At 64.0% G+C, this 24869-nt stretch carries 27 protein-coding genes and 1 pseudogene; 18 read left to right on the top strand and 10 right to left on the bottom strand.

What is annotated here, in order from left to right; all coding sequences use genetic code 11:
- Positions 1-11 precede the first annotated feature (11 nt).
- The 6 genes and pseudogenes from paaE to ACIPIJ_RS10685 all read left to right on the top strand — a co-directional run bounded on the left by paaE (position 12) and on the right by ACIPIJ_RS10685 (position 6943).
- Positions 12-1088: a 1,2-phenylacetyl-CoA epoxidase subunit PaaE gene (paaE, locus tag ACIPIJ_RS10710; RefSeq protein WP_401076028.1), complete on the top strand. Its 1077-nt coding sequence runs from the start codon at positions 12-14 to the stop codon at positions 1086-1088.
- Positions 1089-1234: 146 nt separating this feature from the next.
- Positions 1235-1543, top strand: coding sequence for a DUF485 domain-containing protein (locus tag ACIPIJ_RS10705; protein ID WP_401076025.1), 309 nt, complete (start codon positions 1235-1237; stop codon positions 1541-1543).
- Positions 1540-3102: pseudogene (locus tag ACIPIJ_RS10700) on the top strand (cation acetate symporter); the annotation flags it as partial. The gene ACIPIJ_RS10705 and the pseudogene ACIPIJ_RS10700, both read left to right, overlap by 4 nt.
- A gap of 27 nt (positions 3103-3129) precedes the next feature.
- Positions 3130-4362 carry an OprD family porin gene (locus ACIPIJ_RS10695; protein WP_401076022.1) on the top strand — a complete coding sequence of 411 codons (1233 nt, stop codon included), beginning with the start codon at positions 3130-3132 and terminating at the stop codon, positions 4360-4362.
- 39 nt (positions 4363-4401) lie between these two features.
- Positions 4402-6453, top strand: coding sequence for a phenylacetic acid degradation bifunctional protein PaaZ (paaZ, locus tag ACIPIJ_RS10690; RefSeq protein ID WP_401076019.1), 2052 nt, complete (start codon positions 4402-4404; stop codon positions 6451-6453).
- 190 nt (positions 6454-6643) lie between these two features.
- Positions 6644-6943, top strand: a complete 300-nt coding sequence (locus ACIPIJ_RS10685; RefSeq protein ID WP_401076016.1) for a hypothetical protein — start codon at positions 6644-6646, stop codon at positions 6941-6943.
- 23 nt (positions 6944-6966) lie between these two features.
- Here ACIPIJ_RS10685 and ACIPIJ_RS10680 read toward each other — a convergent pair whose 3' ends face one another.
- A complete protein-coding gene (locus ACIPIJ_RS10680) occupies positions 6967-8589 on the bottom strand; it encodes a hybrid sensor histidine kinase/response regulator (protein ID WP_401076013.1) in 1623 nt (540 codons plus the stop codon).
- Positions 8590-8704: 115 nt separating this feature from the next.
- Between ACIPIJ_RS10680 and ACIPIJ_RS10675 the strand changes: the two genes are divergently transcribed.
- On the top strand, positions 8705-9319 hold the full coding sequence (locus tag ACIPIJ_RS10675) for a LuxR C-terminal-related transcriptional regulator (protein ID WP_401076010.1): 615 nt from the start codon (positions 8705-8707) through the stop codon (positions 9317-9319).
- A gap of 87 nt (positions 9320-9406) precedes the next feature.
- Positions 9407-9577: a hypothetical protein gene (locus tag ACIPIJ_RS10670; RefSeq protein ID WP_401076008.1), complete on the top strand. Its 171-nt coding sequence runs from the start codon at positions 9407-9409 to the stop codon at positions 9575-9577.
- Between the two features lie 35 nt (positions 9578-9612).
- Here the strand turns inward: ACIPIJ_RS10670 and ACIPIJ_RS10665 are convergent, their stop codons facing one another.
- The 4 genes from ACIPIJ_RS10665 to ACIPIJ_RS10650 all read right to left on the bottom strand — a co-directional run bounded on the left by ACIPIJ_RS10665 (position 9613) and on the right by ACIPIJ_RS10650 (position 11397).
- Positions 9613-9882, bottom strand: coding sequence for a DUF6555 family protein (locus tag ACIPIJ_RS10665; protein WP_401076005.1), 270 nt, complete (start codon positions 9880-9882; stop codon positions 9613-9615).
- A gap of 140 nt (positions 9883-10022) precedes the next feature.
- Positions 10023-10238 (bottom strand): general stress protein, encoded by a 216-nt coding sequence (locus ACIPIJ_RS10660; RefSeq protein WP_401076003.1) that lies wholly within the window; start codon positions 10236-10238, stop codon positions 10023-10025.
- 168 nt (positions 10239-10406) lie between these two features.
- On the bottom strand, positions 10407-10958 hold the full coding sequence (locus ACIPIJ_RS10655; RefSeq protein ID WP_401076000.1) for an ATP-dependent Clp protease proteolytic subunit: 552 nt from the start codon (positions 10956-10958) through the stop codon (positions 10407-10409).
- A gap of 46 nt (positions 10959-11004) precedes the next feature.
- On the bottom strand, positions 11005-11397 hold the full coding sequence (locus tag ACIPIJ_RS10650; protein WP_401075997.1) for a low affinity iron permease family protein: 393 nt from the start codon (positions 11395-11397) through the stop codon (positions 11005-11007).
- A gap of 152 nt (positions 11398-11549) precedes the next feature.
- On the opposite strand from ACIPIJ_RS10650, the gene ACIPIJ_RS10645 reads away from it, so the two are divergent.
- The 5 genes from ACIPIJ_RS10645 to ACIPIJ_RS10625 are packed head-to-tail and all read left to right on the top strand — an operon-like array spanning position 11550 to position 15853.
- Entirely contained in the window at positions 11550-12467 is a 918-nt protein-coding gene (locus ACIPIJ_RS10645; protein WP_401075996.1) for a DUF72 domain-containing protein, read from the top strand.
- Entirely contained in the window at positions 12464-13237 is a 774-nt protein-coding gene (locus ACIPIJ_RS10640) for an endonuclease/exonuclease/phosphatase family protein (protein WP_401075994.1), read from the top strand. Before ACIPIJ_RS10645 ends, ACIPIJ_RS10640 begins: the two co-directional genes overlap by 4 nt.
- Positions 13234-14436 (top strand): cardiolipin synthase ClsB, encoded by a 1203-nt coding sequence (clsB, locus tag ACIPIJ_RS10635; RefSeq protein ID WP_401075993.1) that lies wholly within the window; start codon positions 13234-13236, stop codon positions 14434-14436. The genes ACIPIJ_RS10640 and clsB overlap by 4 nt, the downstream gene beginning before the upstream one ends.
- Positions 14436-15395: a lysylphosphatidylglycerol synthase domain-containing protein gene (locus tag ACIPIJ_RS10630; protein ID WP_401075991.1), complete on the top strand. Its 960-nt coding sequence runs from the start codon at positions 14436-14438 to the stop codon at positions 15393-15395. Before clsB ends, ACIPIJ_RS10630 begins: the two co-directional genes overlap by 1 nt.
- A gap of 29 nt (positions 15396-15424) precedes the next feature.
- Positions 15425-15853 (top strand): hypothetical protein, encoded by a 429-nt coding sequence (locus ACIPIJ_RS10625; RefSeq protein WP_401075988.1) that lies wholly within the window; start codon positions 15425-15427, stop codon positions 15851-15853.
- Between the two features lie 12 nt (positions 15854-15865).
- Here ACIPIJ_RS10625 and ACIPIJ_RS10620 read toward each other — a convergent pair whose 3' ends face one another.
- Positions 15866-16327, bottom strand: a complete 462-nt coding sequence (locus tag ACIPIJ_RS10620) for a phosphotransferase system, HPr-related protein (RefSeq protein WP_401075986.1) — start codon at positions 16325-16327, stop codon at positions 15866-15868.
- Between the two features lie 150 nt (positions 16328-16477).
- Here ACIPIJ_RS10620 and ligD point away from each other — a divergent pair, with 150 nt between their 5' ends.
- The 5 genes from ligD to ACIPIJ_RS10595 are packed head-to-tail and all read left to right on the top strand — an operon-like array spanning position 16478 to position 22038.
- Positions 16478-18976 (top strand): DNA ligase D, encoded by a 2499-nt coding sequence (ligD, locus tag ACIPIJ_RS10615; protein ID WP_401075983.1) that lies wholly within the window; start codon positions 16478-16480, stop codon positions 18974-18976.
- A complete protein-coding gene (locus tag ACIPIJ_RS10610; RefSeq protein ID WP_401075980.1) occupies positions 18973-20016 on the top strand; it encodes an acyl-CoA dehydrogenase in 1044 nt (347 codons plus the stop codon). Before ligD ends, ACIPIJ_RS10610 begins: the two co-directional genes overlap by 4 nt.
- The gene (locus ACIPIJ_RS10605) at positions 20013-20768 is read left to right on the top strand and encodes a PIG-L deacetylase family protein (RefSeq protein ID WP_401075977.1); all 756 of its coding nucleotides are present in this window, start codon (positions 20013-20015) and stop codon (positions 20766-20768) included. The genes ACIPIJ_RS10610 and ACIPIJ_RS10605 overlap by 4 nt, the downstream gene beginning before the upstream one ends.
- Positions 20769-20779: 11 nt before the next feature.
- Positions 20780-21379, top strand: coding sequence for a class I SAM-dependent methyltransferase (locus tag ACIPIJ_RS10600; RefSeq protein WP_401075974.1), 600 nt, complete (start codon positions 20780-20782; stop codon positions 21377-21379).
- Positions 21376-22038, top strand: a complete 663-nt coding sequence (locus tag ACIPIJ_RS10595) for a glycosyltransferase (RefSeq protein WP_401077544.1) — start codon at positions 21376-21378, stop codon at positions 22036-22038. The genes ACIPIJ_RS10600 and ACIPIJ_RS10595 overlap by 4 nt, the downstream gene beginning before the upstream one ends.
- Positions 22039-22091: 53 nt before the next feature.
- Here ACIPIJ_RS10595 and ACIPIJ_RS10590 read toward each other — a convergent pair whose 3' ends face one another.
- The 4 genes from ACIPIJ_RS10590 to ACIPIJ_RS10575 form a co-directional block, all read right to left on the bottom strand.
- A complete protein-coding gene (locus ACIPIJ_RS10590; RefSeq protein ID WP_401075971.1) occupies positions 22092-22940 on the bottom strand; it encodes a Ku protein in 849 nt (282 codons plus the stop codon).
- Positions 22941-22950: 10 nt separating this feature from the next.
- Complete coding sequence (locus ACIPIJ_RS10585; protein ID WP_401075968.1) at positions 22951-23088, bottom strand: PSPA7_2676 family Cys-rich small protein; 138 nt, start codon at positions 23086-23088, stop codon at positions 22951-22953.
- Between the two features lie 153 nt (positions 23089-23241).
- Positions 23242-23832 carry a nucleosidase gene (locus ACIPIJ_RS10580; RefSeq protein ID WP_401077542.1) on the bottom strand — a complete coding sequence of 197 codons (591 nt, stop codon included), beginning with the start codon at positions 23830-23832 and terminating at the stop codon, positions 23242-23244.
- 85 nt (positions 23833-23917) lie between these two features.
- Positions 23918-24868 carry a methyltransferase gene (locus ACIPIJ_RS10575; protein ID WP_401075965.1) on the bottom strand — a complete coding sequence of 317 codons (951 nt, stop codon included), beginning with the start codon at positions 24866-24868 and terminating at the stop codon, positions 23918-23920.
- Between the last annotated feature and the right edge of the window lies 1 nt (position 24869).

Raw genomic sequence — 24869 nt, 5'->3', positions numbered from 1 at the left:
TGGAGACGACCATGAGCCAGTTTCACAGCCTGACCATCAAGCAAGTGCGCAACGAGACCCGCGACGCGGTGTCAATTGCCTTCGACGTGCCGGCGCACCTGCAGGACGCCTTCCGCTTCACCCAAGGCCAGTACCTGGTAATGCGCACCCAGCTGGGCGATGAGGAAGTACGCCGCTCCTACTCCATCTGCAGCGCCGTGCAGGACGGCGAACTGCGCGTGGCCGTCAAACGCGTGCCTGGGGGGCGTTTTTCGGCGTTTGCCAACGAAGTGCTCAAGGCCGGCCAGCAACTGGAGGTGATGCCACCGTCCGGCAGTTTCTTTGTGCCGCTGGAGCCAGCCCGCCAGGGCAACTACCTGGGTGTGGCCGCCGGCAGCGGCATCACGCCGATCCTGTCGATCATCGCCACCACCTTGGCCAGCGAGCCGCACAGCCGCTTCACCTTGCTGTACGGCAACCGCTCCAGTTCCGGCGCGTTGTTCCGCAACACGCTGGAAGACCTGAAAAACCGCTACCTCGACCGCCTCAACCTGATTTTCGTGTTCAGCCGCGAGCAACAGGACGTCGACCTGTACAACGGCCGCATCGACGCCCACAAGTGTGGCCAGCTGTTTTCCCGCTGGATGGATGTGGGCAGCCTGGATGCCGCGTTCATCTGCGGCCCGCAAGCCATGACCGAAACGGTGCGTGACAGCCTGCAGGCCAACGGCATGGCCAAGGAGCGCATTCATTTCGAACTGTTCGCCGCCGCCGGCAGCGAAGCCCGTCGCGAAGCCCGCGAGGCGGCGCGCCAGGTGGATTCGGCGCTCAGCCACATCACCGTGATCAGCGATGGCCGGGCGCTGAGCTTCGACCTGCCGCGCAACACCCAGAACGTGCTGGACGCCGGCAACGCCATTGGTGCCGAACTGCCCTACTCGTGCAAGGCCGGGGTGTGCTCGACCTGCAAATGCCGGGTGATCGAAGGCGAGGTGGAGATGGACAGCAACCATGCGCTGGAAGACTACGAAGTGGCGGCCGGGTATGTGCTGTCGTGCCAGACCTACCCGGTCAGCGACAAGGTGGTCCTCGATTTCGACCAGCTTTGAGACCGATTCGCCTTCATCGCCGGCAAGCCGGCTCCCACGGATAGCCCCCCTGTGGGCGCCGGCTTGCCGGCGATAGGGCCCTGAGCAACACCGCATCACCCGCGTGACCTCACAAAAACAATTACAACACCCAGAGATCGCTTGCCATGACCCCCGAACACATCGAGAGCATCAGCAACCACCCCGATTTCCAGCACCTGGTGCGGCGTAAACGCCGTCTCAACGGCAGCCTGACCCTGGCCATGCTGGTGATCTACTACGGCTTCGTGTTGCTGGTGGCGTTCTCGCCCAGCACCCTGGGCCAGTCCCTCAGCGGCGGGGTGACCACCGTCGGCATGCTGGTCGGGGTGCTCATGGTCGTGCTGTCCTTCGCCCTCACCGGCCTCTACGTGCACCGCGCCAACAACGTGCTCGACCCGCTGAACGACAAGGTCAAGCAGGAGTGTGCGCAATGAACTGGACTGCCATCTCGATGTTCATGGTGTTCGTCTGCTTCACCTTGCTGGTGACACGCTGGGCTGCCTTGCGCACCCGCTCGGCCAGCGACTTCTACACCGCCGGCGGCGGCCTCACCGGCATGCAGAACGGCCTGGCGATTGCCGGCGACATGATCAGCGCCGCGTCCTTCCTGGGCATCTCGGCGATGATGTTCATGAACGGCTATGACGGCCTGCTGTATGCCCTGGGCGTACTGGCCGGTTGGCCGATCATCCTGTTCCTGATTGCCGAGCGCCTGCGCAACCTGGGCAAATACACCTTTGCCGACGTGGTCTCGTACCGCCTGGCGCAGACCCCGGTACGCCTCAGCTCGGCCTTCGGCACCCTGGTCGTGGCGCTGATGTACCTGGTGGCGCAGATGGTCGGTGCCGGCAAGCTGATCGAGCTGCTGTTCGGCATCAGCTACCTGTACGCGGTGATGCTGGTCGGCGTGTTGATGGTCGCCTACGTCACCTTCGGCGGCATGCTCGCCACCACCTGGGTGCAGATCATCAAAGCGGTCATGCTGTTGTCCGGAACCACGTTCATGGCCTTCATGGTGCTCAAGCATTTCGGCTTCAGCACCGAGGCAATGTTCGCCAACGCCGTGGCCGTGCACGCCAAGGGCCAGGCGATCATGGCGCCGGGTGGCTTGCTGTCGAACCCGGTGGATGCGATCTCGCTGGGCCTGGGCATGATGTTCGGCACCGCCGGCCTGCCGCATATCCTGATGCGCTTCTTCACCGTCAGCGATGCCAAGGAAGCGCGCAAGAGCGTGTTCTATGCCACCGGTTTCATCGGTTACTTCTACCTGCTGCTGATCGTCATCGGCTTCGGCGCCATCGTCATGGTCGGCACCGAGCCGGCCTACCGCGATGCCAGCGGCGCAATCATCGGCGGCGGCAACATGGTCGCCGTGCACCTGGCGCAAGCCGTGGGTGGCAACCTGTTCCTGGGTTTCATCTCCGCCGTGGCGTTCGCAACGATTCTTGCCGTGGTGGCTGGCCTGGCGCTTTCCGGTGCGTCGGCCGTGTCCCATGACCTGTATGCCTGCGTGGTGCGCAAAGGCCAGGCCACCGAACAGCAAGAGATGCGTGTCTCGCGCATCGCCACGCTGCTGATCGGCCTGCTGGCGGTGATGCTGGGGCTGATGTTCGAGTCGCAGAACATCGCCTTCCTTTCCGGCCTGGTATTGGCCGTGGCCGCCTCGGTCAACTTCCCAGTGCTGCTGCTCTCCATGTTCTGGAAGGGCCTGACCACCCGCGGCGCGGTGGTCGGCAGCATGGCCGGGCTGGTTTCGGCCGTGGTGCTGGTGGTGCTGGGCCCGGCGGTGTGGGTCAACGTGCTGCACAACGAGCGGGCGTTGTTCCCCTACAGCAACCCGGCGCTGTTCTCCATGAGCCTGGCGTTCCTCGGCGCCTGGGTGTTCTCGGTGACGGACACCTCCGCGCGTGCCAGCGAAGAGCGTGGCCGCTACCTGGCGCAGTTCATCCGTTCCATGACCGGTATCGGCGCCGCTGGCGCCAGCAAGCACTGAACCTTGAACAGCTCGGGTATAACAACAATGAACCGCATGCACTTCAAATCTGCCGCCTGGCTGGCCACCCTCGCCCTGCCCCTGCCGGCCCTGGCCGATTTCATCGGTGACAGCCACGCACGCCTGGACCTGCGCAACCACTACATCAACCGCGACTTCCGCCAGAGCAACGCCCCGCAGGCCAAGGCCGAGGAATGGGGCCAGGGCTTTACCGCCCGGCTGGAATCAGGCTTTACCGAAGGCCCGGTGGGCATGGGTGTGGACGCCATGGGCCAGTTGGGCATCAAGCTCGACGCCAGCCGTGACCGGCGCAACACCGGCCTGCTGCCGTTCGGCCCGAATAGCCAGGAGCCGGTGGACAACTACAGCGAACTGGGCCTGACCGGCAAAGTGCGTGTATCCAAGAGCACCCTGCGCCTCGGCACCCTGCAGCCGATCCTGCCGGTGGTGGTGTACAACGACACCCGATTGCTGGCCTCGACCTTCCAGGGCGGCCTGCTGAACAGCCAGGAACTGGCCGGCCTGACGGTCAACGCCGGGCGCCTGAGCAAGGCCAACCTGCGCGATTCGTCCGGCCGCGATGACATGGGCTACGGCGCCGCCAGCAGCGACCACCTGGACTTCGGCGGCGGCAGCTACGCGATCACCCCGCAGACCAGCGTCAGCTATTACTACGCCAAGCTCGAAGACATCTACCGCCAGCAGTTCGTCGGCCTGATCGACACCCGCCCGCTGGGCGAGGGCCTGAGCCTGCGTACCGACTTGCGCTATTTCGACAGCCGCAACGACGGCGCCAAACGCGCTGGCAACATCGACAACCGCAACTTCAACGCCATGTTCACCCTGGGCGTACGGGCGCACAAGTTCACCGCCACCTGGCAGCAGATGTCCGGCGACAGCGCCTTCCCGTTCGTCAACGGTGGCGACCCGTTCACCGTCAACCTGGTGACCTACAACACCTTCACCCGCGCCGGGCTGGATTCCTGGCAGGTGCGCTACGACTACGACTTCGTCGCCATGGGTATCCCCGGCCTGAGCTTCATGACCCGCTACACCGACGGCCGCCACGCCGAAACCGCCACCGTCAGCAATGGCCGTGAGCGCGAGCGCGACACCGACCTGACCTACGTCATCCAGAGCGGGCCGTTAAAGGACGTCAGCCTGCGTTGGCGCAACGTCACCTTCCGTTCCGGCAATGGCCTGACCAACGCCGTGGACGAGAACCGCCTGATTATCGGCTACACCCTGGCGCTGTGGTAACAGCGCCCTTCCCGACATTAGAACAGCATGGAGAACAGCATGTCTGACGCCCCAACCCTGCAGAGTTTCATCGCCGGCCGCTGGACCGGCCAGCACGGCGCCCAGGCCTTGCGTAGCGCACTGGATGGTCACGCCCTGGCCTATTGCCCCGAAGAGCGCCCTGATTTTGCCGAGGCCGTGGATTTTGCCCGGGCCCGTGGCCTGGTCGAACTGATGGCCATGGATTTCCAGCAACGCGCCGCCCGCCTCAAGGCCATTGCGCTGTACCTGGCCGAACGCAAGGAGCAGCTGTACGCGCTGTCCCACCACAGCGGTGCCACCCGCGCCGACAGCTGGATCGACATCGAGGGCGGCAATGCCACGCTCTTCGCCTATGCCGGCATCGGCAGCCGTGAACTGCCCTCGGGCAACCTGGTGCATGAAGGGCCGGCAATTGCGCTGGGCAAGCAGGGCCATTTCGCCGGCAGCCATATCCTGGTACCGCGCGCTGGCGTTGCCGTGCATATCAACGCCTTCAACTTCCCCATCTGGGGCATGTTGGAGAAGTTCGCACCCACTTTCCTGGCCGGCATGCCGTGCATCGTCAAACCCGCCACCTCCACCAGCTACCTGACCGAAGCCGTGGTGCGCCTGATGAACGAGTCCGGCCTGCTTCCGGCCGGCAGCCTGCAGTTGGTGATCGGCAGCACCGGCGATTTGCTCGACCGCCTGCAAGGCCAGGATGTGGTGACCTTTACCGGTTCCGCCGACACCGCGGCAAAACTGCGCGTCACGCCCAACCTGATCCGCAACTCGGTACCCTTCACTGCCGAGGCCGACTCGCTCAACTGCGCTATCCTCGGCCCAGATGTCAACCCGGACAGTGAAGAGTTCGACCTGTACATCAAGGAAGTGGTGCGTGAAATGACCACCAAGGCCGGGCAGAAATGCACCGCCATCCGCCGCGCCATCGTCCCGGCCAAGCACCTGGATGCCGTGGCCACGCGCCTGCGTGAGCGCCTGAGCAAGGTAGTGGTCGGCGACCCGTCGGTGGAAGGTGTGCGCATGGGCGCCCTGGCCTCGCATGACCAGCAGCGCGACGTCGGCGAGCGCGTACGCGCCCTGCTGAACAGCTGCGACCAACTGTTCGGCGCCAGCGATGGCTTCGCCCCGCGTGGCGAAGGCGTGGCTGAAGGTGCATTCTTCGCCCCGACCCTGCTCCAGGCCCGCGACCCGCATGCCGACGGCGGCGCACACGATATCGAAGCGTTCGGCCCGGTCAGCACGCTGATGGCCTACGATGACCTGGACGAGGCCCTGGCCCTGGCGGCGCGCGGCAAGGGCAGCCTGGTGGCGACCCTGGTCACCGCAGACCGCGCCGTGGCCGCCAAGGCGGTCCCGGTTGCCGCCGCCTGGCACGGCCGCTTGCTGGTACTGGACAGCGAGGCCGCTAAAGAATCCACCGGCCATGGCTCGCCATTGCCACAGCTCAAGCACGGTGGCCCTGGCCGCGCCGGTGGCGGTGAGGAGCTGGGTGGCCTGCGTGCGGTCAAGCATTACCTGCAACGCGCCGCCGTGCAGGGTTCGCCGAGCATGCTCACTGCCGTGACCGGTGAGTATGTACGCGGCGCTGAAGTGATCGAGACCGAAGTGCATCCGTTCCGCCGTTACTTCGGCGACCTGCGCATCGGTGAGTCGCTGCTCACCCACCGTCGCACGGTGACCGAAGCCGACCTGGTCAACTTCGGCTGTCTGTCGGGCGACCACTTCTACATGCACTTCGACGAGATTGCGGCCAAGGCGTCGCAGTTCGGCAAGCGTATCGCCCATGGCTATTTCGTGCTGTCAGCGGCGGCCGGGCTGTTCGTGTCCCCAGGCGTCGGGCCGGTGCTGGCCAACTACGGTCTGGATACCCTGCGCTTCATCAGCCCGGTGGGCATTGGCGATACCCTCCAGGCGCGGCTGACCTGCAAGCGCAAGATCGACCAGGGCAAGACCAGCCCGCTGGGGCAACCGCAAGGCGTGGTGGCCTGGGATGTAGAGGTCACCAACCAGCTGGGCGAGCTGGTGGCCAGTTACGACATTCTGACCTTGGTGCTGAAAGAGCCCTGACAGCAAACGCACGGGTCCTGTCGACAGCCTGGCTGCGACAAGACCCGTGCCCACAATGGCTAAAGGCAACTGGCCATCTCGTACATCCGCCCTAATCGCCCTCACCCTGCCTCGGCGCTATAGTCCGGCCACCCGCGCTGCAAACAGCGCGCGCCGTACACCCAGAACAACGCCAAGGAAGCCTATTGTCATGAATGCCCTCAAACTCCTCCTGAGCGCCGCCGTACTGGTCGGTGTCGCCGGATGCCAAACCATCAACCCTTCCAACGACACCCTCAAGGAGCGCGCCGAGTTTGCCTTGAACACCCCGGTGAGCAAGGTTGCCAATGTGCGCAGCGACAGCACCATCACCTACTACACCGCCACCACGGCCAAGGGCGAGTACAACTGCCAGATCCCGAGCGGCGCGATCGTCGCGGTCGGTGGCATGGGCTTGTACCAGCCGACGCCGTCGTGCCTCAAGGAAGGCCAGGCGTTGATCCTGCAGTAAAACGGGCCTGTCCCGACGCCGGTCTAGCCAGTCGGCGTCGAGGCCTCCTCGCGCAGCTTGCGCAAGGCTACCCGCAACTCCGCAGGACGCACGGGTTTGGAAAGGACGGCGATATTGCGCCCTTGCACGATGGCCTGAATCTTCTCAAGGTCATGCCCCGTCATGATCAGCGACGGGACCTGCCAGCCACGCTGCTGGCGCAGGCTGTCGATACAGTCCACCCCCGTCGCCTCCTGCCCCAGGTCATAATCGGCCACGATCACCTCGCATTGGCTGCTCAGCCCCACCGGTGAGCTGTGCGGCTCCACCTCGCACCCCCAGCGCTGCAGCAACGCTGACGTGGCGCGCAGCACGTTGTGGTCATCCTCCACCAGGCAAACACGCAAACCACCCAGCAACGCGTGCTGCAGCGCTTGCTGTTCAACGCCAGCCACCGGTTTTTGGGCGGCGAGCCGTGGCAAGCCCAGCAGACTGACCGCAGTACCTCGGCCAAGCCGTGAACGCAAGCGCACCTGCAAGCCCATCAGCTGCCCCAGCCGCTTGACGATCGACAAGCCCAAACCAACGCCTTCAACATCCTTGTCACGCAGCTGGCGCACGCGGTAGAACTCTTCGAAGACCAGCCCCTGGTGCTCGTCGGCAATGCCGCGCCCTTGGTCATAGACGACGATGGCCAGCCCTTCGCCATGGCGCCGAACGCCCATCAGCAAGGGGCGATGTGCCGCGTACTTGAAACAGTTCGAGAGCACGTTCTGCACCATGGTCGCGAGCATCCCGCGGTCGGCGCGGGTCCAGTGCCTGCTGGGGCGCAGGCGCATCTCCACGCCAGCCCAGCGGGCCGCTTCGGCGTTCTGGCGCAGCAGTTCGGCCAGAAGGTCGCCCACCGCAAAGGTGTCGTGCTTGGGCTGCACCCGGCCGTTGTCCAGGGTGTACAGGTCGAGGATCGAGCGGAACAGCTGCGACACATTGAGCAGGGACCGGTCGATGCTGTCCACCAGGCGTCGCTCCTGCTCGCCCAGTGACGCTTCGCGCAGGCATGCGGTGAACAGGCCGATGGAGTGGATCGGCTGGCGCAGGTCATGGCTGGCCTGGGCGAGGAACCGCGACTTCTCCTGGGTGGCGGCCATCGCCAGCTCCGAGGCCTGGCGCGTGCGCTCCAGCAGCATGTGGGCATATACCGGGATCACCGTACTGGTGGTCAGCAGCATGAGCACCATGAAGGGGTTGGCCTGCCAATAGGGGGTGAGCTGGTAGACCACCAGCAGCGCCGTCAGCGCCAGCAGCGTGGCAATCAGCAGGTAACGCGTGCCGAAGCGCATGCCGTTGCCCAGGTTGACCCAGACCATCACCGCATACAGCGGCAACGCCGCTTCGCCGCCCAGCACCAGGCCGAAGCAGGTGCCCGTGTAGTCATGCACGATGCCCAGCACCCGTCGCCAGGGGTAATGCCCCGGCCAGCGGGCGATGGCCTGGCGCAAGCCGATCGACAGCACGATGAAACTGACGATGTAGCAGATCACCGGCAGGTAGTCTTGCAGCGACTGCCCGGGCAAAAAGCCCAGCACGGTGATGTACACCAGGGCAAAGCTGGCGACCTTCACCCGCAGGTTGGCCTGGTCGAGTTCGTTGTTCTTGTCGTAGTCCATGGTGACATCCCTGTGCACGGGGTCGCATAACGGCCCTCTCGGCGCGACGTTTGCCGTTGTCAGCTGCTAAATTAGCATGGCCCGGAAAACCGGCGTTCACAGGGAGTGTCAGGACGTGACGTGCCGCATCATCGTGGCGGATGACCATCCGCTGTTCAGGGAAGCGATGGCCCGCACCGTACAGCGGGTGTTGCCCGATGCCCAACTGGAAGAAGCCGGCGACCTTCAACAGGTGCTGGCCCTGGCGTGTCAGGGCGAAGCGCCGGATACCCTCATCCTCGACCTGCGCTTCCCCGGGCTGACCGGCATCGACCGCCTGGCCGAGTTGCGCCAGCAACTGCGCCGCACCACGCTGATCATCGTGTCGATGGTCGATGACCCCGCGCTGATCGAGTTGGTCATGGCCAGCGGCGTCGATGGTTTCATCGGCAAGAGCATCGCGCCCGACGAGGTCGGCGCGGCGATCCTGGCCATTCGCGAGGGTGAAGTGCTGGTCAGGTACGCGCCTTCCGGGCTGTTGCCAAACTTGGGCGGTGATGCCGAACTCGAACAGCTCACCCACCGTCAGCATGAAGTGTTGCGGCTGATTGCCCAGGGCAAGACCAACAAGGAAATCGCCCGTGCCCTGGACATCTCGCCATTCACCGTACGCATTCATGTGTCATCGCTGCTCAAAGTGCTGAATGTCACCTCGCGTACGGCTGCAGCGGTCAAGTACACCGGTACCTGATGCCGTTGGTCGGGGGCGGCCGCCTGCAGGCCGATCATCCGTGGCGGATGCGCACTCTAAATTGCACATGCCACCAAGGAGACCGTGATGAACGAGACACTGCGAATGGGCGGCGGCAACGCCCAGGATGACTGGCCCGAACTCGACCCTGAAAAGCGTAATGACCGTGCGGACGATCCGGATGCCGACCCGAATGTCGCCGATGATGATCAAAACCGCCCTGGCGTGCCGGCCAGCGACCCGGAGTCGGGGGCGTAACCTGCCTGAGCGGGCCTGCAGCCCGCTCCCGCTTTTTAGCTGATCACTGCAGAATCCCCGACCGACTGGCTCGGTTTGCCCCCCGACAACCGCCAACTCACCGCGGTAATGCCATAACGCTCGGCCATCGGCCGGCTGACCTTCTTGATTTTCTCGCGGCCAAATTTGGGAATGATGCCGATACCCGCATCACAGCTTGCCCAATGCCAGGCTTCGGTATTGTCCATTCGCTCCATGCGAATGATGAAACTGCGTGGCTCGCCATGCAGTTGGTAGTCGATGATGTACAGCTGGGGGTTAGGCATCACGGGGCCCTCCTCTTCTCCATGGATGACTTCTTCATTGAGTGACACCTGACGGCAAAGATTCAAAATAATTGTCGAACAATTGCACTGAGCAGGGGCTCGCAGCGCGAACCCCTGAAGCCTGAAAGTGATCCAGACGTTCATCCCTGTGGCTGACGGCCCCCGCCGTGGCTGTTCTGGCCACCTTTGCGCCCGGCTTGCGAGGCCCTTTCACGGTCGTTGGCAAAATTGCCGCCTGAGGCCTGGCCGCCTTTGTGGCCGGCACGGGACGCCCGTTCGCGGTCATTGGCGAAGTTACCGGGGTTGGTTTCCTTGGTGCCGCCACGTTGTCCGGTCCGCTGTTGATCACGAGCCATGTCGTTTCTCCTTGCGATGGAATGGTTGGGCGCATGAAACGGTGCCATGCCTCTTTTCCGAGCCGGCCTGGCAGTGATCTGCTCAATCCATTTATGCAAAGCTGACCAGCGGCGCGAAACATCGGCCAGGCAAATGTTTGTGCGCCGCTTTTTCTGCTCTGCCGCCCATCAGGCATGCACGCTCCACTGGGTGACCTCAGCCTCGATCGGCATCTCGTCGATGGCGTGGATCATGCCGCTCTCCAGGGCCTCCTTGGGCCCCAGGATGCGCGGGTATGCCATTAAATAGCGCGGCACATCCAGCACTTCGCTACTGCCTTGGGTGCGTTCGGCGACGATCTCTGCGTATAGGCGCAAGTCGTAGTCCAGGCTCATCGCATACTCGGCCATGCGTGCGTGGTCTACCGAACCGTGCAGCGTCCAGTGGAACGGGTGGAAAAGGAACTTGCTGTGGGCGCAAGCGGTGCGGTGCTCGCCCGCCAGGAACAGGATGTTGCCCATCGATTCGACGGTGCCCAGGTTGTGGGTGTGCACCGGCACCGGCAAGGCGCGCAGGAAGTTGTACAGGGTGAAGCCGTAGCTGCACTCCCCGCCCATGGTGGCGATGTTCAGCTGCAGCACCTCGGCGCCTTGTTGCAGCACCTTTGAACAAGTGTTGATCAGGTTGCCGCAGGTGGATGAATTGATCGGGCCGGTGAAGTGGATGATGTGTCTGGCCATGCTTGCCTCCAGGTTGGCGGGTCATTCCAGATGAACGGGCAGGCCTTCAATCGCGCGTGTCATCCTCGTTGGATGCTGCTGGTTGATCACCGCCACGCTCGCCCATCAGCTGGTATTGCTTGCGCAGCGCATGCAGCTCGGCCGAGTCCATGTCTTCGAGGTCCAGCAAGGCCTTGTGCGCGCGGCGGGTGGTGCGCAGCAGTTCGTCGATCTTGATGTGCAGTTCGTCGTTGTCACGGTTCTGGGTGTTCTGGATGAGGAACACCATGAGAAAGGTGATGATGGTGGTCGAGGTGTTGATCACCAGCTGCCAGGTGTCGTTGAAGTCGAACAATGGCCCGCTCACGCCCCAGATCAGGATCAGCAGCAGGGCCACGGCGAAAGACAGCGGGCGGCCGGTCCAGTTGGCCAGCCATTGGGCGAAACGGTTGAATTTCATGCCAACGGTCCTCACCAGGCTTCGTCCTTCGGTGGAATCGTCGGCGGGCGCAAAGTTCCCCGGCGCTGGCTTGCCGGCCATTGGTCACAGACCCTGAACCGTTTGTGCTCATCGCGGGTCGCTATTCAAGGGACAGCAATGAGGACAACAGCGTGAGCGAGATCCGCATCGGAATATCCGGATGGCGCTACGGCCCCTGGCGCAAGGACTTCTACCCGCAGGGCCTGCCGCAGGACAGCGAATTGGCATTTGCCTCGCGGGCGGTCAACAGTATCGAGATCAATGGCTCGTTCTATAGCCTGCAGTCACCGGAACGCTACCAGCACTGGCGGGATGACACGCCCGACGATTTCGTGTTTTCGGTCAAAGGGCCGCGCTACATCACCCATGTACGCAGGCTCAAGGATGTCGAAGAACCGCTGGCCAATTTCTTTGCCTCCGGCCCCTTGCTGCTTGGCAAGAAGCTGGGGCCCATCCTGTGGCAGTTTCCGCCGAACATGACGTTCGATGAAGCCCGCTTTGCCCGCTTTCTCGAGCTGCTGCCGCGTGACCGCCAGGCTGCCCGCGCCTGCGCAGCGCAGTGCGCCGAACGCCTGCAGGGCAATGGCAGCACCGCCATCAAAGGCAATGCGCGTTTGCGCCATGCGGTGGAGATCCGAAACGAAAGCTTTCTGTGCGAGGCGTTCGTCCAGCTGCTGCGCAAGCATCGCGTGGCCCTGGTGGTAGCGGACAGTGCGGGTAAATGGCCCTGTGTCGAGGACGTGACTGCCGATTTCGTCTACATGCGCCTGCACGGCGATGTCGAACTCTACAGCAGCGGCTATACCGCCCGCGCCCTGCGGCGCTGGAAGCAGCGCATCCAGCACTGGAGCCAGGGCGGGCAGCCGGACGATGCGCAACTCATCGTCGACCGGCCACCGCGGCGGCGTGCCTCGCGGGACATCTACTGCTACTTCGATAATGACCAGAAGGTTCATGCCCCCTTCGACGCGCGCCGCCTGCTCGAGAAGCTTGAACTGGACGGTGAACTGGTCACCGAGCCCGGCGTCGAACCGGAGGTGGCATTGTGAACAAGACCTTGCCCAACCCCGGCTGCATCATCGACCGCATTACCACGGTACACCGCCTGAACGTGCTGACGATCAACGTGCATAAAGGGTTCACCGCGTTGAACCGGCGTTTCATCCTGCCAGAGTTGCGCGAGGCGGTACGCGCCACCGGTGCCGACCTGGTGTTCCTGCAGGAGGTGCATGGTAGCCATCAGCAGCATGCGCAGCGTCATCCAGCCTGGCCCGAGACGCCGCAATACGAGTTTCTGGCCGACAGCATGTGGCCGCAGTTCGCCTACGGGCGTAATGCCGTGTATCCGCATGGCGACCATGGCAACGCCCTGCTGTCGAAATTCCCCATTGCCGATCATCGCAACCTTGACGTGTCGATCAAAGGCAATGAAGAGCGCGGCTTGCTGCATTGCCGCCTGGATGTTCCGGGCCATGAGGACGTTCACGCCATTTGCGTGCACCTGGGCCTGCGCGAAGGGCATCGGCAACGCCAAGTGCACTTGTTACTCGAGCTGCTGGACAGCCTGCCGGCGAAAGCCCCGGTGATTATCGCGGGTGACTTCAACGATTGGCGGCTGAAAGCCGACGCTGTGCTCTCTCGACATGTAGAGGAAGCCTTTGGCAGCCCTGCACGCAGTTTTCCGGCGCGCCTGCCGTTGCTGCGCCTGGACCGCATCTACCTGCGCAACGCCAAGGCAAGCCAGGCGCAGGTGCTGTCGAAATACCCCTGGTCACACTTGTCGGACCATGCCCCCTTGGCTGCGGAGATCAACCTGTGAACAGACCCTGGGTGGACGGCAACAGCGTCGAGCTGTTGATCAACGGCGAAGACTATTACCCCCGCGTGTTCGAGGCCATGGCCCAGGCACGCGAGGAAATCCTCCTGGAGACCTTCATCATTTTCGACGACAAGGTCGGCCAGCAACTGCAGCAGGTGCTGATCGATGCAGCGCGCCGCGGCGTGCGCGTAGAGCTGGCGGTGGATGGCTACGGCACTGCAGACCTCCCGGAAGGGTTCATTTCAGCCATGACCGACGCGGGCGTGAATTTTCACGCGTTCGACCCGCAGCCGCGTGTGGCCGGCATGCGCACCAACCTGTTCCGCCGCCTGCACCGCAAGATCGTGGTGGTCGATGGCGAGCGGGCGTTTATCGGCGGGATCAACTACAGCGCCGACCATCTGGGCGACTTCGGCCCGATGGCCAAGCAGGATTATGCGGTGGAGGTGTGGGGCCCGGTGGTGGCGCAGGTGCATGCCTCCAGTCGACGGTTGATGGCACCGGTGCTGGACCCACCCAGCCAGGTGCGCCCCCTCACCCAGCCTGCAGGCCAGGCCAGCGCCGTGCTGGTCGAACGCGACAATGTGCGCCATCGTACCGATATAGAGGTGTGTTACCTGCAGGCGTTGCGCGCGGCGCGCCAGCGGATCGTGGTAGCCAACGCGTACTTTTTCCCGGGTTACCGGCTGTTGCGCGAATTGCGCAACGCGGCCCGCCGTGGCGTGCAGGTGACGTTGATTCTGCAAGGCCAACCGGACATGCGCTGGGTGCGCGCGCTCTCGCGGCTGCTGTACAACTACCTGCTGCGCGATGGCGTGCGGATTCACGAATATTGCCAACGGCCGCTGCACGGCAAGGTCGCCCTGGTGGACGATGAATGGTCGACCGTGGGTTCGAGCAACCTCGACCCGCTGAGCCTGTCGTTCAACCTGGAGGCCAACCTGCTGATACGTGACCGGGCCTTCAACCAGCACCTGTACCATCACCTCACGTCGCTGGCCAGCGAACAATGCAAGGCGGTAACGCTGGAACGGATGATTCGCGGCTACTGGTGGCGAGCACCGCTGATCTTCATCGGCTTTCACCTCACCCGCTATTTCCCGCGCATTGCCGGCTGGTTTCCGGCACACCGGCAACGGCTGCGCTCGTTGCAGCCGGAAATACAAGCTCAGGGCGACCTTCACGAGGGCAATACCTGATGGCACAAAAAGCCTGGCATACCTGGGGCAAGCGCGGGTTGACCCTGCTGTTCGTCATACTGGTCCCCACACTGCTGTACCTGCTGGCGCGCAACCTGGACTGGAACGAGGTGCGCCAGTCGCTGGTGGCCTACAAGCCAGGCACCCTGGTCGTCGGCCTGGCCCTGGCGCTGTGCAGCTACCTGACGTTCGCTAGCTACGACCTGCTGGCGCGGGCCTATACCGGGCATCACCTGCCCGCCAGTCAGGTGCTGCCGGTGGCGTTCGTCTGTTATGCCTTCAACCTCAACTTCACCACCTGGGTGGGTGGCGTGGCCCTGCGCTACCGGCTGTATGGGCGGCTGGGCCTGGACACCGCGACCATCACCAAAATCCTCACCCTGGGCCTGCTGACCAACTGGATGGGCTATATGCTGCTGGCCGGTACGGTCTTCGCGTTGCGCCTGGTCAAGTTGCCGAACAGCTGGGCGGTGGGCGTGACCGGGCTGCAGATGATTGGCTTGCTGTTGCTGGGTATCGCCCTGGCCTACCTGTTGGCGTGCGCATTCGCCAAGCGCCGCACCTGGCAGGTGCGCGAGCATGAGATCACCCTGCCTTCGCTGCGCCTGGCGCTGTGCCAGGTGATGCTGGGTGCGAGCAACTGGGCGTTGATGGCAGCGCTGATCTATTGGTTGTTGCCGGATGACCTGTTCTACCCGTCTGTCCTCGGCATCTTGTTGATCAGTTGCGTCGCGGGCGTTGTGGCGCATATTCCCGCCGGGCTTGGCGTGCTGGAAGCAGTATTCCTCGCGCTGCTCCACGGCCAGCTGGGTCAGGGCACCCTGGTGGCGGCACTGCTGGGCTACCGCACCCTGTATTACCTGATCCCGCTGCTGCTGGCGGTGATCACCTACCTGGTGCTGGAGAAACGCGCGCGCACCCTGCGCCAGCGCGGCGATACGTCCTTGCGCAAGACCTGAACACGGGCCAGCGGCCCGGGAGGTGACACATGCGTCTACCCCTGTTGATGGTGATGCTGGCCGGCCTGGCCAGTGGCGAGGTGCAGGCCGAGGCCTGCGAGGTGATGACCCGATCATCCAGTGAAGCGGTCAAGCCTGTCGAAGGGCGGACCTGCTACAGCTACAGCAACATGCCGGCCGAAGCGATCAACTGGTCGTGTAGCAACGAAAGCAAGGAGATGCTCAATACCGAGAAGCACAAAGTGGCGCGTTGCGCCGATGGCAGCGTCGGTAGCTGCATCGCGCCGCTGACCCAGGAAACCTTGGCCAACCCCAAAGCCGCAGGCCGCGACGAGCCTTCGACGCGGCCTGCACTGGGCAAGGATGCCAGGGTGATCACGTATTACTACGACACCCCCAGCCTGGGCCAGGCCCGCGCCGACTGCGAACGCAGCAACGGGATCTGGCAAACGCATTAGCGCGCTGGCGGGTCAGTTGGAAGGTTTTTCGTCCACCACGTCGTCAGTCCACGGTTCACCGTCCAGTGGCGCGGAGCGGGCAAGTTCGGCTTCGTCCAGGCCAATGCCGCCACCAATCTCGTTGGCCTCGACCTGCCGCAGGCTTTCGTCAGCCGGGCCCTCGCCATCGCCCGGCTCATACGGGTCGCGCGCGCCGGTTTCATCGAACAACGTATCCGGGCTGAGGTCATCGTCGGTGACGTTGTCCTCGTGCAGGCTGTCGGTGAGCGCCTCACCGCCGGTCATGCCGCTTTCTGCAACGCGCCGCGGCGTGAACTCCTTGGCCACTTCCGAAGCAGGGCGTTCATCACCGATTCGTCCCTCGCGGTCGTCGTTGCGGTCGCTGAAGTCCAGCTCATGCACGCTGCCCATGCGGTCCTCGGTGTCATCGATTTCATTGGGCGTGTAGGGCTTGCGGTCCGTGGGTTGGCTCATCTCGGCTCTCCATCAGCGGGGTGTATCCGGTCGACTGGTGGGGCCGCCGAAGATTCAGACTTTTTTGCCAGCGCGGTGAAATGAATTTTTGAACTACCGCCAAGCCCGTTGCCTCCCAAATTAAAGACCGCGACCCCTTTGGAGCCTGTCATGGCCAAACCCCTGCAGGAATATGAGCGCAAGCGCGATTTCAACGCCACGCCCGAGCCCAGTGGCAAGCGCGGCCGTGCCAAAACGGCGCATGCCCTGCAGTTTTGCATCCAGAAGCACGACGCCAGCCACCTTCATTACGACTTCCGGCTCGAACTGGATGGCACGTTGAAAAGCTGGGCGATCCCCAAAGGCCCATCGCTGGACCCGAAAGTGCGGCGCCTGGCCGTTCATGTAGAAGACCACCCCCTCGATTACGCCAATTTTGAAGGCCATATCCCGGAAGGCCACTACGGCGCCGGCGATGTGATTGTCTGGGATCGCGGTAGCTGGGAGCCCGAAGGTGACGCACGGGAGGCCTATGCCAAGGGCAAGCTGCGCTTTCGCCTGCAGGGCGAAAAGCTCAGTGGGGTGTGGAACCTGTTTCGCACCCACCTGGCCGGCAAGAAGGAACAGTGGATGCTGGTCAAGTCGCATGACGGCCAGGCACGCAGCGAGGCCGAGTACAGCATTGTCGAGGCGCAGCCCGACAGCGTGCTCAGCGACCGCACGTTAGTACCGCGACGTGCCGCCAACGCGGACAAGACCGCCAACCCCACCAAACGTCGACGTGCAAGTGCAGCCAAAAAAACCGCACTGCCCGATAAACTCCCGCCTCAGCTGGCGACCTTGGTCGACTCGCCCCCTGCGGGCGACTGGCGCTATGAAGTCAAATTCGACGGCTATCGCATCCTTGCCCGTATCGATGGTGACGATGTGCGCCTGTTCACCCGCAATGGCCACGACTGGAGCGCCAAGATGCCTCGGCAGGTGGCTGCACTGCGTGCATTGGGTGTTGATTCTGCCTGGCTCGATGGCGAGATGGTGGTCAATGGCGAGAACGGCGTGGCCGATTTCCAGGCCCTGCAGAATGCCTTTGACACCGACCAGGACGAGCAGATTGTCTATTACCTGTTCGACCTGCCTTATCTGGGCGGTCAGGACCTGCGCGAGCAGCCGGTCGAGGAGCGGCGCGAGGCGCTTCGCCAACTGCTGGAGCACGACAGCTCGGACGTGCTTCAATTTTCCGCCGACTTCGACCAGCCGGTCGACTCGTTGCTCGACAGTGCCTGCCGCTTGGCGCTTGAAGGCTTGATCGGCAAACGCGCCGGCAGCCCTTACAGCGGCCGGCGCAGCGCCGACTGGATCAAGCTCAAGTGCAAGCAGCGCCAGGAGTTCGTGATCGTCGGTTTCACCGACCCCAAGGGCAGCCGCAGCGGCTTCGGTGCTCTATTGTTGGCCCTGCATGACGCCGAAAACGGCGAGCTACGGTACGCCGGCAAGGTCGGCACGGGCTTCAGCGCCACCACGCTGGACAGCCTCCATGCCCGCCTCAAACCCCTGCAAATCGCCAAGCCCGCCCTGCCCCGACCGCCAACCGGTGCCGACGCCCGTGGCGTGCATTGGCTCAAGCCGCAACTGATGGCCGAGGTGGCCTATGCACAGATGACCCGGGACGGCATCGTGCGCCACTCGGTGTTCCACGGCTTGCGCGACGACAAACCGGCCAGAGCCATCGACCTGGAGCGCGCCATGCCTGCCAAGACCGTGTCCCAACGTAAAGCAGCGAAACAACACGAAGGCCTCGGCGACCTGCGCCTTACCCACCCGGACCGCGTGATCGACGCCACGATCGGCGCCACCAAGCGCCAGGTTGCCGAATACTACGCAGGCGTCAGCGAGTGGATCCTGCCCCACCTCAAGGAGCGTCCGGTCGCGTTGGTCCGCGCCCCGGACGGACTGGGCGGCGAACTGTTCTTCCAGAAAAATGCCGAGCAATTGCACATCGCCAACGTGGTCACCTACGACAAGACCGAGGCTGGCCAGGCGGCGATGGTCATCAACCGCCCCGATACCTTGCTCGGTGCGGTGCAGATGAACATGCTCGAACTGCACACCTGGAACGCCATCGACACGGATTTCGACAAGCCCGACCGCTTCGTGCTCGACCTCGACCCGGACCCGGCACTGCCGTGGAAAGCCATGCTCGAAGCCACCCAGTTGGCCCTGACCCTGCTCGACGAACTGGGCCTCACGGTGTTTCTGAAAACCAGCGGCGGCAAAGGCATTCACCTGGTAGTGCCCCTGACCCGGCGCGCCGGCTGGGACGAGGTCAAGGACTTCAGCCACGCCATCGTCAACTACCTGGCCAAGCTGTTCCCCGACCGCCTGAGCGCGGTGTCCGGGCCCAAGAACCGTGTGGGGCGGATCTTCATCGATTACCTGCGCAACGGCAAAGGCGCCACCACGGCTTGTGCCTATTCCCTGCGCGCCCGTGAGGGCCTGCCGGTGTCGGTACCGATCTGGCGCGAGGAGCTGGGGCAGCTCAAGGGCGCCAACCAGTGGCACATCGGCAACCTGCACGAACGCCTGGCCGAGGTCGACGACCCATGGGCAGGCATGGCCAAGACCCGCCAATCGATTACCGCACGCATGCGCAAACAGATGGGAATGGCATGAGCATCATTCAGGATTTCAACCTCAGCAACCTCGACAGCTTGCTGCGCACCTTTAGCGAACGGCCGCAGGCGCTCAACTTGGACACCCAGCTGGCACAGCTGATGCGGGCCTTGTTGGCCGACCACCTCGACCTGTTGCCGCTGCCTGGCCAAGGCCATACCCTGCAACGCTGGCAGACCCTGGCGCGCGTCGCCGGTTGCGACCTGGCGCTGGCGAAGCTGTATGAAGGCCATACCGACGCCCTGGCGATCCTGGCTGAATGTGGCGCGGCTCACCTCGTGGGTGATGCGATATGGGGGGTATGGGCTGCCGAACCCCCGGATGCCCGTGCCCGTATCATTGGCCGAGAGGGCGACCAGGTGCGCCTGGCAGGGCACAAGGCCTGGTGCTCCGGCGCCTTGCAGATCGATCGCGCGCTGATCACCGCCTGGGCCGATGACGAGCAGCCGCAGCTGGTCGCGATCGAACTCGGGCACACCAGCCAGAGCCTGCACGTCGATCACTGGCAAGCGGTCGGCATGGGCACCACCACCAGCGTGCAAATCGCCTTCGCCGACTCGCCGGGCATCGCGGTCGGCCAGCCAGGCCAATACTTGTCGCGCCCCGGGTTCTGGCACGGCGGCGGCGGTATTGCCGCCTGCTGGTACGGCGCCGCCGAAGCGTTGGCCGATTACCTGCGCGAGCAGTGCCGCAAGCCCCGGCCCGACCCTCATGCCCAGGCGCACCTCGGCGCGGTTGACGCAACGTTGTGTGGCGCCCGCGCGGCGTTGCGCGAATGCGCCGCATGGATTGATCACCAGCCCACCGCCGACGCCAGTTTCGAGGTGCGTCGCGTACGTGCCCAGGTGGAACAGGCGGTCGAACAGGTCATCCGGCACGTGGGGCGGGCCCTGGGCGCGACCCCGTTCTGCCGCAGCAGCCACTTCGCCCGGCTGAGTGCCGACCTGCCGGTGTTCCTGCGCCAGAGCCACGCCGAACGCGACCTGGCCGTACTTGGACAACAGCTGGCCCAAGTGCCGGCAGGAGCCTGGCAGCTATGACGGTAAACCTTATTCAGGCCAGTTCCGGCACGTCCTGGGCGGATTGGCAACAGTCCGCGCACCTGGCGCGGGCGACCTGGATCACGCCCGAGCAGCTGCTCCCACCGGGCCGGCGCCTGGTGTTGCTGGCCCCGCACCCGGATGACGAGATTCTGATGGCCGGTGGCTTGCTGGCCGGCATGCACGGCCGCGAGCAAGATTTGCTGTTGATTTCCGCCACCGATGGTGAAGGCAGCCACCCCGACTCTTCGACCTGGACCGAACACCGCCTGCGCCGCCAAAGGCCGCTGGAGAGCCGGCATGCCCTGCAACAGCTGGACCTGGACCTCAACCAGCTGGACTGGCGGCGTTTGCACCTCAAGGACGGTGCGCTACCGCGCGACGAAGCCTTTCTGGTCAACCACCTCAACCAACTGTTGCGCCCTGACGACCTGCTGATGACCACCTGGCGTGGCGACGGCCACTGCGACCACGAGGCGCTCGGCCGCGCCGCAGCCCAGGCGGCGCTCGCGCGCAAGGTGCAGCTGGTGGAAGTGCCGGTGTGGGCCTGGCACTGGGCGCAGCCTGACGACCCGCGCCTGCCTTGGCCACGGGCGCATCGCCTGCAGGTGGATGAACCTCGGGTGGCACGCAAACGCCAGGCGCTGGCCGCGCATCACAGCCAGCTGGAGCCCGATCAACACCGGCCACCGGTACTGCCCGCGCAGCTGCTCGACTGCCTGCTGCAACCGTTCGAACTGGTATTCCTCTGAAGGAGGTCGTCATGAGCCTCGATGCGCAGTATTTCGCTGAGTTGTATGCCAACGATGAAGACCCCTGGGCGTTTCGCACGCGCTGGTACGAGCGCCGCAAGCGTGACCTGCTGTTGGCCAGCCTGCCGCGCCAGTGCTACCAGCGCGTGTTCGAGCCGGCGTGTGCCAATGGCGAATTGAGCGCCGCGTTGGCGGAACGCTGCGCCGAACTGTTGTGCCAGGACCTGGACCCGACCGCCGTGCAGCTGGCACGGCAGCGCCTCACAGGGCTGCACAATGTGTCGGTTGCCGCGGGCCGCCTGCCAGCGGACTGGCCAGGCGGGCGCTTCGACCTGATCGTGCTCAGCGAGGTGGGTTATTACTTGGCCCCGACCGACTGGTTGCAAGTGATCGAGCAATCGGTCGCCAGCCTCACCTTGGACGGCGGGCTGCTGGCCTGTCACTGGCGCCATCCGATCGAAGGCTGCCCGCAAGAGGGTCGGGAAGTCCATCAACTGCTGGCCAAGTACCTGCCGTTGTACCCGGTATTGCGCCATGAAGAAGCGGATTTTCTGCTCGAGTACTGGTCATGCCAGCCCAGCGTGGTCGACCTGGGCGAGACCTGCTCATGATTGCCGTGGTCATTCCTGCGCATAACGAAGCGCGCCGCTTGGGCCGTTGCCTCAAGGCCATGGCGCTGGCGGTGGCGATGGCCGAGCAGGCAGGCCATCAGGTCGAGGTGCTGGTGGTGCTCGACCGGTGTGTCGACGGCAGTGTGGCGGTAGCCAGGCGCTTTGGCGTGCGCACGCTGGCGGTGCAGGCCGGCAGTGTCGGCATGGCCCGCCGGCTTGGCGCCGCGCTTATGCTGGACCGAGGCGCTACGTGGCTGGCCTGCACCGATGCCGACAGCCAGGTGCCGCCACACTGGTTGCTGTCGCAGCTGGCGTGCACGGCGGAGGTGGTGTGTGGCACGGTTCATATCGAGCGTTGGCAGCCCTGGCAACGTGCGGCCCTGCGCAAGCTGTACCGTAGTGGTTACCAGGCGTGCGAGGGGCACAGGCATATCCATGGCGCCAACCTTGGGGTGTGCGCGCGCGCCTATGAGCGTGTTGGCGGTTTTCAGCCTTTGGCGGCGCATGAGGATGTGCAGCTGGTGACTGACCTGGAAGCCAGCGGTGCGCAGATTGTCTGGACGGCCAGGCACAGTGTGGCGACCAGCAGCCGGCTGGATAGCCGGGCTCGGGAAGGGTTCGGGGATTTTCTGGCGGATCTGCAGGCTCAAGTGCTTTAGGGGGTTCACCGGCCTCTTCGCGGGGCAACCCGGCGAAGAGGCCGCGCCTGCTTTCAAGAGGCTTTGCGGGTTCGCTTGGCCGGTTTTTTCTCTGCCGGCGCCTTCTTGGCTGCTTTGCCGCCAAGGCTGCGCTTGAGCAACTCGGTAAGGTCGATGATGTCGGCGCTTTTCTCGCTGTCGCCACCCTCGCCCTTGTCGACCACGCTGATCTTGCCTTTACTGGCCTTCTCCTCCACCAGGTCCATGATGGTCTGGCGAAACGCGTCATGGTAGTCATCTGGCGCCCAGGCCCCGCTCATGTCCTCGACCAACCGCTTCGCCATGTCCAGTTCACGCTTGTCGACCTTGGTGTCGGTGACGCTCTTGTCCAGTTCCAGGGTATCCAGCCCGCGTACCTCTTCTGGCCAGCGCAACGTGATCATTACCAGTGCATCATCCAGCGGCCGCAACAGCGCCAGGTGCTGACGGGTGTGCAGCACCACCGTGGCGAGGGCTACTTTGCCAGTGCTTTCCAGGGTTTCACGCAGCAACGCATACACTTTGCCACCACGGCGGTCGGGGCTCAGGTAATAGGGGGTATCGAATTGCTGCAGCGGGATTTCGCTGGCGGCCACGAAAGAAAAAATGTCGATGGTCTGCGTCGCTTCGGGGCGGGCCTTGCGGATCTCATCCTCGCTGATCACCACATAGCGCCCTTTCTCGTACTCCACGCCTTTGACAATGTTGTCTTTGTCGATTTCCTTGCCGGTCACCTTGTTGACCCGCTTGTAACCCACCGGCTCCATGCTGCGCTTGTCCAGCCAGTCGAAGTCGATGCGTTCGGTGCGCACAGCGGTGTTGAGGGAGACCGGGATATGCACCAGGCCAAAACTGATCGCGCCTTTCCAGATTGCCCTGGCCATGGCGAGCCTCCTAAGGTTGCATGGGTTGGCCGGGCTGGCAGTAACGCACCGCGCCACAGCGTTCGCAAAGCTGGCAGTGCAGCCCGATCACTTCAGGGTTGGCCATGGCGCGCCAGTGGCAGCCACGCAGCAGGCAGACAAGGGTCATCAGCCACCTCCTTGGCCCGGAAATGCCGGGCGCTTACTTGAAGTGACTGCACGGCGCGCCGAAGGTTTATTCAATATGCTGGAAACCGCGTCGCCCTTTTCGCGTTTAAACCCCCTCAGGTTTGCCTGTGCTCAGGGCGGCCCCAAAGGAGGGTCAGCTCGCGGCGTTGAACAACACCCGCTTGAAGGCCTCAGCCGCCAAGTGAACCTGCACCGCCCAGTCCTCGGCCGCATCGCTGCCGGCGTCATCGGAGATGTATTTCAGGCACACGAACGGAATACCTTCATTACGGGCGATCAGCGCAAGCACGTAGGCCTCCATGTCGACGACGTCATACGGCGCTTCGCCGTGGTTGATCTCGAAACTGTCGCCGCTGCCGCAAGTCTCTACCGGCAGGCCGGGGATCTGGTGGCCATACTCCAGCAACACCGGAATGTCCGATAGCGGCGTTTGATAGCGGGCAAAGCCCAACGGGGTCACGTCCATGTCACGTTGCACGAAGCGCGTACAGCACACCACTGCGCCTTTGCCATGCCCTTGGCTGCCAGCGGAACCCAGGTTGACGATGAGCTTGGGCTTGCGCCGGTGGATGGCCTTGGTCAGGGCGATCGCGGCGTTGACCTTGCCGATGCCGGTGAACACGCTGTTCATCTCGGTAAAAACGTTGCCGGCTTCGGCTTCGAGGGCAAAGACGAACAGGGTATCAGCGAGGGAAATCTCGGGGAATTGCTGGATCAGCATCATGGCGCGGGCGGTTCCGAATGGCATGCGGGAGCGTCGCCATTGTCGGCAAACGCGGCCCTTTTGCAAGCCCTGCTGCAGCGTGCGCTCACGCGCTGCGGTTGACGGTCAGGGCCACTGCGGCGATGCGTTCGACCTGCTCATACCCAGGTTCGTCCAATTGTTCGCCGAATACGTCCGGGTCCACCTCGCGATACACCCACGCCCATTCCGGGCCGGCCAGCCGCAGACGGATGGCTTCGAGCAGAGGGTCGCGGCCCTCGACGATTGCCACGCCGGTGTAAAGCAACAGCGAGCCCCCTGGGCTCAAGCGTTCGCGGGCCTGTTCGACGATCCGCAGTGACAATTGCGCGCCAAGGCTGCCGCCCCCATGGCGGTAGGTGCGCTGAGTGGGGTCGAGCATATACGGCGGGTTGGCCACGATCAGGTCGAAACTGCCGCTGAGGCCGTCGAGCAGGTCGCTGCACTCGACCGATACATTGCTCACCCCCGCCAGCGCCGCGTTGATCGCGGTGTAGCGCAGGGCCAGCGGGTTGATGTCGACCGCGCTGACCTGTGCGTGCTGTGCGGCGCGGGCAATCAGCAAGGCGCCAATGCCTGTGCCGCAGCCGATGTCCACGGCATGTTCGACACGCACCGGGCAGCGCTGTAGGTGGTCGTGGATGACCTGGGCGAAACGGTAGCTGTCGGGGCCGAAGAACACCGCATCGCTGGCCTCGGTCGGGTAGGCGGAATGCACCAGAAGCAAGTCGTCGAGGCTGGACCAGCCCACCTGGCTGCGCAGCAGTGCGCCCTCTTCGTGCAGCACCTGCGCGGTGCGCAATTGTTCCAGTTCGTCAGCGGATAACAGCGAACGTGGGAACGGGCGGCTCCAGCCGAACACGCCGCGCAGGTCACTGGCCTGCGCGGCCCCACTTTTCGCGTTGTTGAGGGCATGAGTGGCAGGCGTCACGCAGGTAAAGCGATAGCCGTCAGCACGCAAGCGCCGGCCCAATTGCAGCAACGCTTGGTCTGCCTGGAACTGTTGTGGGGTGAGCATC

Origin of the sequence: Pseudomonas sp. NPDC087185 (genome assembly GCF_044744955.1) — a bacterium.
Taxonomy (GTDB): Bacteria; Pseudomonadota; Gammaproteobacteria; order Pseudomonadales; family Pseudomonadaceae; genus Aquipseudomonas.
The sequence above is the reverse complement of the archived record's forward strand: the minus strand, read 5'-3'. Positions and strand labels throughout refer to the sequence as shown.

Bases quoted from the DNA above. Each gene is read 5' to 3' on its own strand.
- paaE (WP_401076028.1), top strand. From the start codon at position 12: ATGAGCCAGTTTCACAGCCTGACCATCAAGCAAGTGCGCAACGAGACC.
- ACIPIJ_RS10705 (WP_401076025.1), top strand. From the start codon at position 1,235: ATGACCCCCGAACACATCGAGAGCATCAGCAACCACCCCGATTTCCAG.
- ACIPIJ_RS10695 (WP_401076022.1), top strand. From the start codon at position 3,130: ATGAACCGCATGCACTTCAAATCTGCCGCCTGGCTGGCCACCCTCGCC.
- paaZ (WP_401076019.1), top strand. From the start codon at position 4,402: ATGTCTGACGCCCCAACCCTGCAGAGTTTCATCGCCGGCCGCTGGACC.
- ACIPIJ_RS10685 (WP_401076016.1), top strand. From the start codon at position 6,644: ATGAATGCCCTCAAACTCCTCCTGAGCGCCGCCGTACTGGTCGGTGTC.
- ACIPIJ_RS10680 (WP_401076013.1), bottom strand. From the start codon at position 8,589: ATGGACTACGACAAGAACAACGAACTCGACCAGGCCAACCTGCGGGTG.
- ACIPIJ_RS10670 (WP_401076008.1), top strand. From the start codon at position 9,407: ATGAACGAGACACTGCGAATGGGCGGCGGCAACGCCCAGGATGACTGG.
- ACIPIJ_RS10665 (WP_401076005.1), bottom strand. From the start codon at position 9,882: ATGCCTAACCCCCAGCTGTACATCATCGACTACCAACTGCATGGCGAG.
- ACIPIJ_RS10660 (WP_401076003.1), bottom strand. From the start codon at position 10,238: ATGGCTCGTGATCAACAGCGGACCGGACAACGTGGCGGCACCAAGGAA.
- ACIPIJ_RS10655 (WP_401076000.1), bottom strand. From the start codon at position 10,958: ATGGCCAGACACATCATCCACTTCACCGGCCCGATCAATTCATCCACC.
- ACIPIJ_RS10650 (WP_401075997.1), bottom strand. From the start codon at position 11,397: ATGAAATTCAACCGTTTCGCCCAATGGCTGGCCAACTGGACCGGCCGC.
- ACIPIJ_RS10630 (WP_401075991.1), top strand. From the start codon at position 14,436: ATGGCACAAAAAGCCTGGCATACCTGGGGCAAGCGCGGGTTGACCCTG.
- ACIPIJ_RS10625 (WP_401075988.1), top strand. From the start codon at position 15,425: ATGCGTCTACCCCTGTTGATGGTGATGCTGGCCGGCCTGGCCAGTGGC.
- ACIPIJ_RS10620 (WP_401075986.1), bottom strand. From the start codon at position 16,327: ATGAGCCAACCCACGGACCGCAAGCCCTACACGCCCAATGAAATCGAT.
- ligD (WP_401075983.1), top strand. From the start codon at position 16,478: ATGGCCAAACCCCTGCAGGAATATGAGCGCAAGCGCGATTTCAACGCC.
- ACIPIJ_RS10610 (WP_401075980.1), top strand. From the start codon at position 18,973: ATGAGCATCATTCAGGATTTCAACCTCAGCAACCTCGACAGCTTGCTG.
- ACIPIJ_RS10605 (WP_401075977.1), top strand. From the start codon at position 20,013: ATGACGGTAAACCTTATTCAGGCCAGTTCCGGCACGTCCTGGGCGGAT.
- ACIPIJ_RS10600 (WP_401075974.1), top strand. From the start codon at position 20,780: ATGAGCCTCGATGCGCAGTATTTCGCTGAGTTGTATGCCAACGATGAA.
- ACIPIJ_RS10595 (WP_401077544.1), top strand. From the start codon at position 21,376: ATGATTGCCGTGGTCATTCCTGCGCATAACGAAGCGCGCCGCTTGGGC.
- ACIPIJ_RS10590 (WP_401075971.1), bottom strand. From the start codon at position 22,940: ATGGCCAGGGCAATCTGGAAAGGCGCGATCAGTTTTGGCCTGGTGCAT.
- ACIPIJ_RS10585 (WP_401075968.1), bottom strand. From the start codon at position 23,088: ATGACCCTTGTCTGCCTGCTGCGTGGCTGCCACTGGCGCGCCATGGCC.
- ACIPIJ_RS10580 (WP_401077542.1), bottom strand. From the start codon at position 23,832: ATGATGCTGATCCAGCAATTCCCCGAGATTTCCCTCGCTGATACCCTG.
- ACIPIJ_RS10575 (WP_401075965.1), bottom strand. From the start codon at position 24,868: ATGCTCACCCCACAACAGTTCCAGGCAGACCAAGCGTTGCTGCAATTG.